An 11,370-nucleotide genomic window follows, 5' to 3' on the forward strand; every position below is an offset into this window, starting at 1 on the left:
TCATGATCTGTTCAAGACTCAGCACAGCCCGTGCCAAACGCTGGCAACCCATACCCGCTGGGCGCCATCCGGCTGACATGCCGATTCCTACAACCCGTAACCGCACTATCTGACACTTTTTGTCACCCGCACTCCACGTGTATGGCGCTGTCACTTGACTAGGCTATAAGTCATGAACGGCAAGCACGTGGAAACCCCATGAATGACATCGCTCTGAGCGGTCTGGCCAAACAACTGGTCCAGGCCGAATTGCTCACGGAAAAGAGTGCCCAGCAGGCCTGGCAACAGGCGCAGCGCAATCGCCTGTCGCTGGTCAGTTACCTGGTGCAGAACAAACTGGTGAAGAGCTGGCAGGTCGCGGAAATTGCCTCGGAGCATTTCGGCATGGCATTTCTCGACCTCAACTGCCTCGACAAGGAAACCCAGCCCAAAGGCCTGGTCAGCGAAAAACTGGTGCGCCAGCACCACGCCCTGCCCCTCTGGCGACGCGGCAACAAACTGTTCGTGGGGATTTCCGACCCGAGCAATCATCAGGCGATCAACGACATTCAGTTCAGCACCGGGCTGAGCACCGAAGCCATTCTGGTCGAGGACGACAAGCTCACCGACGCCATCGAAAAATTCTTCGACACCCACGCCACCGGCCTGGAGGAAATGGCCGATGTCGATCTCGACGGGCTGGACATCGAGTCGGTCGACGACAGCAGGCAGGACACGCTCGGCGGGATCGACGCCGACGATGCCCCGGTGGTGCGCTTCGTGCACAAGATGCTGCTGGACGCGATCAAGAGCGGCTCGTCCGACCTGCACTTCGAACCTTACGAAAAGAACTACCGGGTGCGGGTGCGCACCGACGGCATTCTGCGGGAAGTGGCCAAGCCGCCGATTCAACTGGCCGGGCGCATCGCTGCACGCTTGAAGGTCATGGCCAGCCTCGACATTTCGGAGCGACGCAAACCCCAGGACGGGCGGATCAAGATGCGTCTGTCGAAAAGCAAGTCGATCGATTTCCGGGTCAACACCCTGCCCACCCTCTGGGGGGAGAAAGTGGTGATTCGGATCCTCGACCCGTCCAGCGCCCAGATCGGCATCGATGCCCTCGGCTACGAGCCGGAGCAGAAAGACCTGTACATGGCCGCCCTCAAACAGCCGCAAGGCATGATTCTGGTGACCGGCCCCACCGGCTCGGGCAAGACCGTGTCGCTGTACACCGGGCTGAACATCCTCAATACCGTCGACATCAATATCTCCACGGCCGAAGACCCGGTGGAAATCAACATGGAAGGCATCAACCAGGTCAACGTCAATCCCCGTCAGGGACTGGACTTTGCCCAGGCCCTGCGCTCGTTCCTGCGTCAGGACCCGGACGTGATCATGGTCGGCGAAATCCGCGACCTCGAAACCGCCGAAATCGCGATCAAGGCCGCCCAGACCGGTCACCTCGTGCTGTCCACCCTGCACACCAACAGCGCAGCAGAGACTCTCACCCGCCTGCACAACATGGGCATCCCCGGCTTCAACATCGCGACCTCGGTGAGCCTGATCATTGCCCAGCGTCTGGCGCGAAAACTCTGCAGCCACTGCAAGAAACCCATCGAGATCCCACGCGAGACCCTGATCAAGGAAGGCTTCCCCGAGGAACGCATTGGCCATTTCACGATCTATGAGCCCGCCGGTTGCGATCACTGCAACGGCGGGTACAAGGGTCGCGTGGGGATTTATGAAGTGGTAAAGAACACCCCCGATCTGCAACGACTGATCATGGCCGAGGGCAACTCACTGGAAATCGATACCCAGATGCGCCGGGACGGCTTCAATGACCTGCGTACCTCGGGCCTGATCAAGGCCATGCAAGGCATTACCAGCCTTGAAGAAATCAACCGGGTCACCAAGGACTGAACATGGCGGTCAAGGCAGCAAAAGTCAGCGTCTACGCCTGGGAAGGCACGGACCGTAAAGGCAGCAAGGTAACCGGCGAGTTGAGCGGCCAGAACCCCGCACTGGTCAAGGCCCAGTTGCGCAAGCAGGGCATCAACCCGGGCAAGGTGCGCAAGAAATCCGCCTCGCTGCTGAGCTTCGGCAAGCGCATCAAGGCCCAGGACATTGCCCTGTTCACCCGGCAGATGGCGACCATGATGAAGGCCGGCGTACCGCTGTTGCAGTCGTTCGACATCATTGGCGAAGGCTTCGAAAACCCGGCCATGCGCAAGCTGGTGGACGAGGTGAAACAGGAGGTCGCCGCCGGTAACAGCTTCGCCGCCGCGCTGCGCAAGAAGCCGCAGTATTTCGACGAGTTGTACTGCAACCTGGTGGATGCCGGCGAGCAGTCCGGCGCCCTCGACACCCTGCTGGAACGGGTCGCGACCTACAAGGAAAAGAGCGAAAGCCTCAAGGCCAAGATCAAGAAGGCCATGACCTACCCGACCGCCGTAGTGCTGGTGGCGGCGGTGGTCACCGGGATTCTGCTGGTCAAGGTGGTGCCGCAGTTTCAGTCGGTGTTCTCCGGCTTCGGTGCCGAACTGCCGGCCTTCACGCTGATGGTGATCAGCCTGTCCGAATTCATGCAGCAATGGTGGTGGGCGATTCTCGGTGCGCTGGTGGCCGCGTTTTTCGGCACCCGCCATGCCCTGAAAAAATCCCAGGCCCTGCGCGATCGACGCGACGCCTGGTTTCTCAAGCTGCCGCTGGTGGGCACATTGATGTACAAGTCCGCCGTGGCGCGGTTTGCCCGGACCCTGTCGACTACCTTCGCCGCCGGTGTGCCGCTGGTGGAAGCGCTGGACTCGGTGGCCGGTGCCACCGGCAACGTGGTGTTCAAGCGTGCCGTGCTGCGCATCCGCCAGGACGTCTCCACCGGCATGCAGCTGAATTTCTCGATGCGCTCCACGGGTATCTTTCCGAACATGGCGGTGCAGATGACCGCCATCGGCGAAGAGTCCGGCGCACTGGACGAGATGCTCGACAAGGTCGCAGGTTTCTATGAGGACGAAGTGGACAACATGGTCGACAACCTCACCAGCCTGATGGAGCCGTTCATCATGGTGGTGCTGGGGGTGATCGTCGGCGGTCTGGTGGTGGCGATGTACCTGCCGATCTTCCAACTCGGCTCAGCGATCTGACATGCCCATCGACGAACTCCTCAGCCTGTATCCGCTGGCCTTTGTCTTCACCGCCCTGCTGCTGGGGCTGGTGGTCGGCAGTTTCCTCAACGTGTTGATCTGGCGCCTGCCGAAAATGCTCGAGCGCGAATGGCGCCAGCAGGCTCACGATGTACTGGGCCTGCCCGGTGAATCGCCATTGCCCACCTACAACCTGATGCTGCCGCACTCGCAATGCCCGCACTGTGGCCACCGGATCCGCGCGTGGGAAAACATTCCCCTGTTCAGTTACGTGTGCCTGCGCGGGCGCTGTTCAAGTTGCAGCGCACCGATCAGCAAGCGTTACCCACTGACCGAACTGGCCTGCGGCCTGCTCTCGGCGTTTATCGCCTGGCACCTGGGTTTCGGCTGGCCGGCGTGCCTGTTGATCGTGCTGACCTGGGGCCTGTTGGCCATGAGCCTGATCGACATCGAGCACCAACTGCTGCCTGACGTGCTGGTACTGCCGTTGCTGTGGCTGGGGCTGATCGTCAACAGCTTCGAGCTGTTCGTGCCGCTGCACGACGCCGTGTGGGGCGCGGTGCTGGGCTATATGGCCCTGTGGTCGGTGTTCTGGCTGTTCAAACTGCTCACCGGCAAGGACGGCATCGGTCACGGCGATTTCAAGCTGCTGGCGCTGCTCGGGGCCTGGGGCGGCTGGCAGATTCTGCCGCTGACCATCCTCTTGTCCTCGCTGGTGGGCGCCGTGCTCGGGGTGATTTTGCTCAAGCTGCGCGACCAGAAAACCTCGACGCCGATCCCCTTCGGCCCGTATCTGGCAATTGCCGGCTGGATTGCCTTGCTCTGGGGTGGTCAAATAACCGGCTTCTATTGGCAGTTTGTCGGTTTGAAATGAATACCCCTGCGGAAAAACCCTGGATTCTCGGCCTGACCGGCGGCATCGGCAGCGGCAAAAGCGCCGCCGCCCAGCACTTCATTGATCTTGGTATCCACGTGGTGGACGCCGATCACGCGGCGCGCTGGGTGGTCGAACCGGGCCGCCCGGCGCTGGCGAAGATCGCTGAACACTTCGGCCCCGATGTGTTGCAGGCCGACGGCACGCTGGATCGTGCAGCCCTGCGCAAACTGATTTTTGAGGTGCCGGAGCAACGGCGCTGGCTCGAAGCGCTGCTGCATCCGCTGATCGCCGAAGAAATCGCCCATCACCTGGCGCTGGCAAAATCGCCTTATGCGATTCTGGTTTCGCCGCTGCTGATCGAATCCGGGCAATACGCGATGACCCAGCGAATCCTGGTGATCGACGCCCCGCAACAACTGCAGATCGAACGCACCTTGCAGCGTGACCAGACCAGCGAAGAGCAGGTCCAGGCGATCCTCAAGGCCCAGTCCAGCCGCGAAGACCGCGTCAGCCGTGCCGACGACGTGGTGGTCAACGACCGCGACCTCGCCTGGCTGCACAGCGAGGTCGAGCGCCTGCATCACTTTTACCTGACTTTATCCGGAGGCCAATCATGAGCCAGACCCCAACCGTCAACTGCCCGACTTGCGGCGCGCCCGTGGAATTCACCCCGGAAAACAAATTCCGTCCGTTCTGCTCGGACCGCTGCAAACTGATCGACCTCGGCGCCTGGGCGTCGGAAGAACACAAGATTCCGGTGGCCCCGGATGCCGAGGACGAACTGTTTTCCGGCGATTTCGATCCGCGTCACTGATCCCGTTCAGGGCCGCATGAAGCCGTAGTCCTGATCGTCGTCGAGGTTTTCCGCCAGAAAACGCAACTCGTCGGCCAGGTCTTCGGCGTTGCGCACCGCCTTGCTCTGCTGCACCACAGCGCTGAGCAAGGCGCGCAGGCTCAGGCCCGGATCGAACCCTACCTCCTGCGCCATCTCCAGACTCTGCCGGGTTTCCTGCCTCGCCCACTCGTACACGCTCATGCCGCTGCTCCTGAAGGAATTTGGCCGAGCATGAAATGCCGCGCGCAGAGTGGATTTGATGTGGATCAAGACTTGGGATCGTCGTCCTTCCAGGGCGCCGAAAGGTAGCGGGTACGGTTGAAGGTCTCCAGCCATTCCGGGCAGAACACCACCAACGCGCTGACCACCATGCCGTTGATGAAGGCTTCGGGAAAAATCAGCAACCACAGGTAACCGATGAAATCCTCCAGCCATTCCGGCATGGCAAAGAGGCCGTCGTACCAGAGCAAGGTCAGGCTCAGCGTCAGGCAGAACAACGCCGAAAGCGCCGCGGCGAAAAAACCGGAACAGAAGATGTACACGAACGGATTGCGCGGCTGGGCGCGCTCGACCAGGATCGCCACGCATTCGGTGATCAGCACCGGCAACAGGATCAGCAAGGTGCCATTGACCCCGACGGCCACCAGATCCTGTCGCCCCAGCAGCACCAGCCCCAGTTGGGCCACCAGTGCGCCGACGATCGCCAGTGGCCAGTCCAGCAGCAGCGTCACCGCTGTCATGCCGATGAAGTGGTAAGACACCCCGGTGTCGAAATCCCTGCGCACCAGCCACAGCAGAAACAACGCGAACACCGTACCGAACAGCAAATGCTGACGGCGGTTGTCGCTGAACAGCTCGACCCACGGTGCGCGGACAATCGCCCAGAGCAACACCGGCAGGTAAATCAGCCAGCCGAGGGTCAGACTGCTCGATGACAGCAGTTCTGCACCGATCATGATCCCATCACCTTCATTCGCACCGCAGACTCCTTTGATTGGCGCTCCTGCGGCGAAGTCTACACCTGCACGGCGGCACATCTGCCGATGCAAAGCTTTCTGCTTGTCGCAATTGAACGCTAAGCTTGGGCCTATGGATGACTCAGATTACTTACGCCTGCTGACCATTGCGGCCGAGCAAGCCAACGCGTTCCTGTCCAATGCCCGCAAATGGGAGCGTGAGCGTTGGGTCTGCCAGCGCCTGCTGCAAGGCCTGAATATTCCTTATCGCGCCGACGAGTTCGCGCCTGCCGGGGAACCACCGGACGTGCTGTTTCGCGACGCCAACTTCGAGGTGTTTTTCGTCCTCGACGAGGGCCGACGGCTCAACGACGAATGGCGCGATGAGCTGCAACGTCGGCGCAGTGCGTTTTCCCTCAGCCAACTGGTGCGGCGTGAAGCCAAGCCGCGGCGAATTCCGGCCAATGAATTTCTGCTGAGACTGGCGCCGACCTTGCGCAAGAAAGCGCACAACTACAAAGAACGCGGCATGGACCTGGGTGAGCTGGACATCATTGCCTTCGCCAGCCTCAAACGCGAAGTGCTCGACCTCAACAGCCACTTTCCGCCGCCCACCGAATACCTGCGTCAGGGCTGGCGTTCGCTGTCGCTGGTCGGACCTACGTTCGCCCGGGTGCTGTTCGCCCATCCCGATGCCCCGGATTTTCTGCGCGGCAACCTGGGGCGCAGCATCGTGTTCGATGTAGGGATCAGCCTGTGACGCCGCTTCAACAATTGATCGCCGAGGTCCCGCAGAGCGGCCGCGTACGCTGGATTGGCGTGCGTCCTGAACCTCGTGGACCGATGATCGAGCTCGACGCCGTAGAGGCACGCCTTGAAGCGGGACTGACCGGGGATCATGCCCGCCCCGGAGTACGTAACGCCCGACAGGTCACGCTGATTCAGTTCGAACACCTGGCCGTGATCAGTGCATTGATGGGCCGTCCCCACGAGCAACCGGTCAGGCCTGAAGATCTGCGGCGCAATCTCGTCATAAGCGGGATCAACCTGTTCAGCCTCAAGGGGCGGCGCTTTCGCATTGGTCAGGCGATTTTCGAAACCACGGGCTGGTGCCAGCCGTGCGCGCGCCTGCAGAACAACCTCGGCCCGGGCACGTTCCAGGCCGTGCGCGGGCATGGCGGAATCACTGCGCGAGTGTTACAAAGCGGGATCATCCGCCTCGACGATGGCGTGTCTGTCGAACCGGTCCCGGACAGTGGCTATGCTCCTTTCAATCCCGGTTGAAAACCGCTGTAGCGTGTTCTCATTCAGTAACGTCTACCTGACGAGGCCTTTATGACCAGCCGCCTGAACCCCGAAGACCAGAAGCATGTCGAAGAGTACCTGCAGTTGTCCCAACACCGTGTCGAGCGCCGGCCATTCCGGCCGTGGATGCTCCTGGTGCTGGTGCTGGCTGTGACCATTGGTCTGGGCCTGTTGAGCCGATTTATCAGTTACCTGACGCTATGAGCTGCATCGCGCTCGCTTGGGTAACCGTACCGATTTCCTTTAAAAACCTTGCGAGCTATCCCTATGTCCCATCGTATTGTCATTGTCGGCGGCGGCGCCGGCGGTCTGGAGTTGGCTACCCGTCTGGGTAAGACTCTGGGCAAACGCGGCACCGCCAGCATCATGCTGGTCGACGCGAACCTCACGCACATCTGGAAACCGCTGCTGCACGAAGTGGCCGCCGGATCGCTGAACTCCTCCGAAGACGAACTCAACTATGTCGCCCAGGCCAAATGGAACCACTTCGAGTTCCAGCTGGGACGCATGAGCGGGCTCGATCGTGAGCAGAAGAAGATCCAGCTGGCTGCCACCTACGACGAGAATGGCGTTGAGCTGGTCCCGGCGCGGGAAGTGCCCTATGACTCGCTGGTGATCGCGGTCGGCAGCACCACCAACGATTTCGGCACCCAGGGCGCCGCGCAACACTGCCTGTTCCTCGACACCCGCAAACAGGCCGAGCGTTTCCACCAGCAACTGCTCAATCACTACCTGCGCGCCCACGCCGGGCAGACCGATGTGGTTCAGCAGATCAGCGTGGCCATCGTCGGTGCGGGCGCCACGGGCGTCGAACTGGCGGCCGAGCTGCACAACGCGGCCCATGAACTGGCGGCTTACGGTCTGGACCGGATCAAACCGGAAAACATGCACATCACCCTGATCGAAGCCGGGCCACGGGTGCTGCCAGCCCTGCCGGAGCGCATCAGCGGGCCGGTGCACAAGACCCTGGAGAAACTCGGGGTCAACGTGATGACCAACGCCTCGGTCAGCCAGGTCACCGCTGACAGCCTGATCACCGCCGATGGCAACGAGATCAAGGCCAGTCTGAAAGTCTGGGCCGCCGGGATCCGCGCACCGGGTTTCCTCAAGGACATCGATGGCCTGGAAACCAACCGCATCAATCAGCTGCAAGTGCTGCCGACGCTGCAAACCACTCGCGACGAGAACATTTTCGCCTTCGGTGACTGCGCCGCCTGCCCGCAACCGGGCTCGGATCGCAACGTTCCACCACGGGCCCAAGCTGCGCACCAACAGGCGTCGCTGCTGGCCAAATCGCTGAAGCTGCGCATCGAAGGCAAGACCCTGCCGGAGTACAAGTACACCGACTACGGCTCGCTGATTTCGCTGTCGCGTTTCTCGGCGGTGGGTAACCTGATGGGCAACCTGACCGGCAGCGTGATGCTCGAGGGCTGGCTGGCGCGGATGTTCTACGTGTCGCTGTACCGCATGCACCAGATGGCGCTTTATGGGCCGTTCCGCACGGCGATGCTGATGCTCGGCAGCAAGATCGGACGCGGCACCGAGCCACGCCTGAAGCTGCACTGATGTAAAAAACACCGTGGGGGCGGGCTCGCCCTCACGGTGTTTTGTTTTCTACTGTATCTGCCCTCGCTTTCCCCACCTTCGCTTACAAACGCCCCGTTCCTCGACACAGACGCGATACACCGCCACCGCTTAATGGCCACACCCGAGCACACCTGCTCCGGCTTGATCGCCCTTAACGTGTGGTTGCGCTGTGCAACCGAAGGAGAATGCAATGTCCCGTACTTCGAAAATCGGCAAAAACTCCCTTGGCCTGGTCGGTGCCGTACTGGCCGGCGGCATGATGCTGTCCGGCTCGGTGTTTGCCGCGCAACCGCTGGCCCAGGGCTACATGGTCGCTTCGGCCGAGACCTCGGTGAAAACCCCGGAAGGCAAATGCGGTGAAGGCAAATGCGGCGATGCATCGATGGCCAAGACCGACACCGATGGCGACGGCAAGGTCTCCCGCGCCGAGTTTCTGAAAGTTGCACCGAAGTCCGACTTCGACAAGATCGACACCAACCACGACGGCTTCATCGACGAGCAAGAGGCGTACAACAACGTCAAAGCCAATTTCGAAGCCAACGGCAAGAAAATGCCGAAAGGTCTGTTCGAACACCTGAAAGACCAGGACGGTGCCTGATTTTTTCAGCCTCCCCGACAAAACAAAGCCGCGCTTTCTCTGACAAGAAGCGCGGCTTTTTCACGCCTGCATGATTACAGCTGGAAGCGTCGCACCATGCCCTGCAGGGCATTGGCCAGTTGCGACAGTTCATGGCTCGACGCATTGGTTTGATCGGCACCCGCCGCCGAGCGCACCGACAGGTCGCGAATGTTCACCAGGTTGCGATCCACTTCCCGCGCCACTTGCGCCTGCTCTTCGGCGGCGCTGGCGATCACCAGATTGCGCTCGTGGATTTCGTGTACCGACGCCGTGATCGTCTGCAACGCTTCACCGGCTCGCTCGGCCAGCAGCAGCGTGGTGGCGGCGCGCGAGGCACTGGCCTGCATCGACGCCAGCGCCAGGCTCGAACCGTTGCGCATGCCCTGCACCATTTGCTCGATTTCCTGGGTCGATTGCTGAGTGCGATAAGCCAGCGCGCGAACCTCATCGGCAACCACCGCAAACCCGCGCCCGCTCTCCCCGGCTCGCGCTGCTTCGATGGCGGCGTTGAGCGCCAGCAGGTTGGTCTGCTCGGCGATCGCTCGAATCACGTCCAGCACTTTGCCGATGTCCTGCGACTGGTTGGCCAGCGATTGCACCAGTTCGCCGGTGTGCTCGACTTCGCTGGCCAGGGCGTTGATGGCGTCGGCAGTTTCGCTGACCCGTTCCTGGCCCAACTGCGCCGATTCGCTGGACTGGCGGGTGGCGTCGGACGTCGACACCGCATTGCGGGCGACTTCCTCAACCGCCGTAGTCATCTCGTTGACGGCGGTGGCGGCCTGTTCGATTTCGTTGTTCTGTTGTTGCAGTCCTTGCGTGCTGTCATGGGTGACCGCGCTCAGTTCGTCGGAAGCGGTCGCCAGTTGCGTGGCCGAGCCGCTGATGCCCTGCAGGGTTTCGCGCAGGTTCTGCTGCATGGTTGCCAACGCCTTGAGCAGCCGGCTGACTTCATCGTTGCCGTGAGTTTCGATCGGGCGGGTCAGATCGCCTCTGGCGACGTGCTCAGCAGCGTCGACAGCGACGCTCAGGGGGCGGACGATGCTACGGGTGAGCAACATGGCCAGAGCCACGGTGGCCAGCGCCGCCAGCGCGATAAACAGGGTCACGATGGTGCGCGAGGTTTCGTAGTGGGCCGCAGAGTTCTGGCTTTCGGCGGCGACCTGGCGGGCGAACAGATCCGCCAGGTCGTTGAGTTGTTTACCGGAGCCGTCGACCACGGTTTTCATGTCCACCAGCAGCAGTTTGGTCAGCTCGTCGCGCTTGCCCTGCTCGGCGAGGGTGAACGACTGGGCGATCCCGGTGCGGTAGGCGGCAAAGGTTTTCTTGAACTGTTCATACAACTGCTGACCTTCCGGGGTGGTCACCAGTCGATCATAGGCGGCGATTTTCTCGCTCAACTCTTTGTCCCGGGTGTCCATCTGGCTGCGGTACGTGGCGATGTTGGCCGGATCCTGATCCAGCGCCATGCGCAGGGAGATGGTGCGGATGCGCAGCATGATCTCGCGAATTTCGTCGCCGCCACGAATGCTCGGCAGCCACTGGGTCTCCACCGCCACTTCACTGTCGCGGATGCTCGACATCTGCCCCAGCGCGAACACCCCAAGCAACGCCACCAGTAACGCGATCAGGGCAAAGCCCAGAGCGGCGCGGGGAGCAATATTCAACTGACGAAGCAACATGACGAACGCCCTTTTTCTTGTATTGGCAGAATTCAGGGGCGTTTGATGCGGCAGGCCCCTTTCGTTAGCGGGCTATCGGCAAGTTGTATGACGACTTGAATGAAACATTTCCGGAGGGCAAAAAAAATCCCCGTATCTTTCGATACGAGGATTTTTAATATGGTCGGGGTAAGGGGATTCGAACTCCTGACATCCTGCTCCCAAAGCAGGCGCGCTACCGGACTGCGCTATACCCCGGTAAAAAAAAGGCGATCTTTCAAAGATCGCCTTCTTCGATCAGCGCTTTTGGCCTCTGATCTTAAGATTCGATCCCAGTGTTACCTGGTTTCAAAAATGGTGGGTCGTGTGGGATTCGAACCTACGACCAATTGGTTAAAAGCCAACTGCTCTACC

Annotated in this window: 13 protein-coding genes and 1 tRNA gene; 10 read left to right on the forward strand and 4 right to left on the reverse strand. The window is 61.1% G+C overall.

Going from position 1 to position 11,370, the window contains the following annotated elements; all coding sequences use genetic code 11:
* Positions 1-198: 198 nt before the first annotated feature.
* Genes pilB through yacG form a run of 5 tightly spaced genes read left to right on the forward strand, consistent with a single transcriptional unit; the run spans position 199 to position 4,810 of the window.
* A complete protein-coding gene (gene pilB / locus ACTJK9_RS20955) occupies positions 199-1,899 on the forward strand; it encodes a type IV-A pilus assembly ATPase PilB (RefSeq protein WP_440815940.1) in 1,701 nt (566 codons plus the stop codon).
* 2 nt (positions 1,900-1,901) lie between these two features.
* Positions 1,902-3,119: a type II secretion system F family protein gene (locus ACTJK9_RS20960; RefSeq protein ID WP_440815943.1), complete on the forward strand. Its 1,218-nt coding sequence runs from the start codon at positions 1,902-1,904 to the stop codon at positions 3,117-3,119.
* Between the two features lies 1 nt (position 3,120).
* Entirely contained in the window at positions 3,121-3,993 is an 873-nt protein-coding gene (locus ACTJK9_RS20965; protein ID WP_440815946.1) for a prepilin peptidase, read from the forward strand.
* The gene (gene coaE / locus ACTJK9_RS20970; protein ID WP_085612629.1) at positions 3,990-4,613 is read left to right on the forward strand and encodes a dephospho-CoA kinase; all 624 of its coding nucleotides are present in this window, start codon (positions 3,990-3,992) and stop codon (positions 4,611-4,613) included. Before ACTJK9_RS20965 ends, coaE begins: the two co-directional genes overlap by 4 nt.
* A complete protein-coding gene (gene yacG, locus ACTJK9_RS20975) occupies positions 4,610-4,810 on the forward strand; it encodes a DNA gyrase inhibitor YacG (RefSeq protein ID WP_039771664.1) in 201 nt (66 codons plus the stop codon). The genes coaE and yacG overlap by 4 nt, the downstream gene beginning before the upstream one ends.
* 6 nt (positions 4,811-4,816) lie before the next feature.
* On the opposite strand, the gene ACTJK9_RS20980 is transcribed toward yacG, so the two are convergent.
* On the reverse strand, positions 4,817-5,032 hold the full coding sequence (locus ACTJK9_RS20980; RefSeq protein WP_007959584.1) for a hypothetical protein: 216 nt from the start codon (positions 5,030-5,032) through the stop codon (positions 4,817-4,819).
* A 65-nt stretch (positions 5,033-5,097) separates the two neighbouring features.
* Positions 5,098-5,787, reverse strand: a complete 690-nt coding sequence (locus tag ACTJK9_RS20985; protein WP_064599497.1) for an energy-coupling factor ABC transporter permease — start codon at positions 5,785-5,787, stop codon at positions 5,098-5,100.
* Between the two features lie 133 nt (positions 5,788-5,920).
* Here ACTJK9_RS20985 and ACTJK9_RS20990 point away from each other — a divergent pair, with 133 nt between their 5' ends.
* From ACTJK9_RS20990 to ACTJK9_RS21010, 5 genes are all read left to right on the forward strand, one after another.
* The gene (locus ACTJK9_RS20990) at positions 5,921-6,547 is read left to right on the forward strand and encodes a DUF1780 domain-containing protein (RefSeq protein ID WP_007959580.1); all 627 of its coding nucleotides are present in this window, start codon (positions 5,921-5,923) and stop codon (positions 6,545-6,547) included.
* Complete coding sequence (locus tag ACTJK9_RS20995; protein ID WP_440815949.1) at positions 6,544-7,071, forward strand: MOSC domain-containing protein; 528 nt, start codon at positions 6,544-6,546, stop codon at positions 7,069-7,071. The genes ACTJK9_RS20990 and ACTJK9_RS20995 overlap by 4 nt, the downstream gene beginning before the upstream one ends.
* Before the next feature lie 51 nt (positions 7,072-7,122).
* Positions 7,123-7,296 (forward strand): DUF3094 domain-containing protein, encoded by a 174-nt coding sequence (locus ACTJK9_RS21000; protein ID WP_007909875.1) that lies wholly within the window; start codon positions 7,123-7,125, stop codon positions 7,294-7,296.
* Positions 7,297-7,359: 63 nt separating this feature from the next.
* Positions 7,360-8,658 carry an NAD(P)/FAD-dependent oxidoreductase gene (locus ACTJK9_RS21005; RefSeq protein WP_064599500.1) on the forward strand — a complete coding sequence of 433 codons (1,299 nt, stop codon included), beginning with the start codon at positions 7,360-7,362 and terminating at the stop codon, positions 8,656-8,658.
* Positions 8,659-8,869: 211 nt separating this feature from the next.
* Positions 8,870-9,277, forward strand: coding sequence for an HvfA family oxazolone/thioamide-modified RiPP metallophore (locus ACTJK9_RS21010; RefSeq protein ID WP_064599501.1), 408 nt, complete (start codon positions 8,870-8,872; stop codon positions 9,275-9,277).
* A 74-nt stretch (positions 9,278-9,351) separates the two neighbouring features.
* On the opposite strand, the gene ACTJK9_RS21015 is transcribed toward ACTJK9_RS21010, so the two are convergent.
* Complete coding sequence (locus tag ACTJK9_RS21015) at positions 9,352-10,977, reverse strand: methyl-accepting chemotaxis protein (protein WP_085612625.1); 1,626 nt, start codon at positions 10,975-10,977, stop codon at positions 9,352-9,354.
* 160 nt (positions 10,978-11,137) lie between these two features.
* Positions 11,138-11,214: transfer RNA gene (locus ACTJK9_RS21020), tRNA-Pro, on the reverse strand.
* Positions 11,215-11,370: the final 156 nt, after the last annotated feature.

Source organism: Pseudomonas sp. 22082 (assembly GCF_052046055.1).
Lineage (GTDB): Bacteria > Pseudomonadota > Gammaproteobacteria > Pseudomonadales > Pseudomonadaceae > Aquipseudomonas > Aquipseudomonas pharyngis.

Coding starts and splice junctions, on each gene's coding strand:
- pilB (WP_440815940.1), top strand. CDS start 199: ATGAATGACATCGCTCTGAGCGGTCTGGCCAAACAACTGGTCCAGGCC.
- ACTJK9_RS20960 (WP_440815943.1), top strand. CDS start 1,902: ATGGCGGTCAAGGCAGCAAAAGTCAGCGTCTACGCCTGGGAAGGCACG.
- ACTJK9_RS20965 (WP_440815946.1), top strand. CDS start 3,121: ATGCCCATCGACGAACTCCTCAGCCTGTATCCGCTGGCCTTTGTCTTC.
- coaE (WP_085612629.1), top strand. CDS start 3,990: ATGAATACCCCTGCGGAAAAACCCTGGATTCTCGGCCTGACCGGCGGC.
- yacG (WP_039771664.1), top strand. CDS start 4,610: ATGAGCCAGACCCCAACCGTCAACTGCCCGACTTGCGGCGCGCCCGTG.
- ACTJK9_RS20980 (WP_007959584.1), bottom strand. CDS start 5,032: ATGAGCGTGTACGAGTGGGCGAGGCAGGAAACCCGGCAGAGTCTGGAG.
- ACTJK9_RS20985 (WP_064599497.1), bottom strand. CDS start 5,787: ATGATCGGTGCAGAACTGCTGTCATCGAGCAGTCTGACCCTCGGCTGG.
- ACTJK9_RS20990 (WP_007959580.1), top strand. CDS start 5,921: ATGGATGACTCAGATTACTTACGCCTGCTGACCATTGCGGCCGAGCAA.
- ACTJK9_RS21000 (WP_007909875.1), top strand. CDS start 7,123: ATGACCAGCCGCCTGAACCCCGAAGACCAGAAGCATGTCGAAGAGTAC.
- ACTJK9_RS21005 (WP_064599500.1), top strand. CDS start 7,360: ATGTCCCATCGTATTGTCATTGTCGGCGGCGGCGCCGGCGGTCTGGAG.
- ACTJK9_RS21010 (WP_064599501.1), top strand. CDS start 8,870: ATGTCCCGTACTTCGAAAATCGGCAAAAACTCCCTTGGCCTGGTCGGT.
- ACTJK9_RS21015 (WP_085612625.1), bottom strand. CDS start 10,977: ATGTTGCTTCGTCAGTTGAATATTGCTCCCCGCGCCGCTCTGGGCTTT.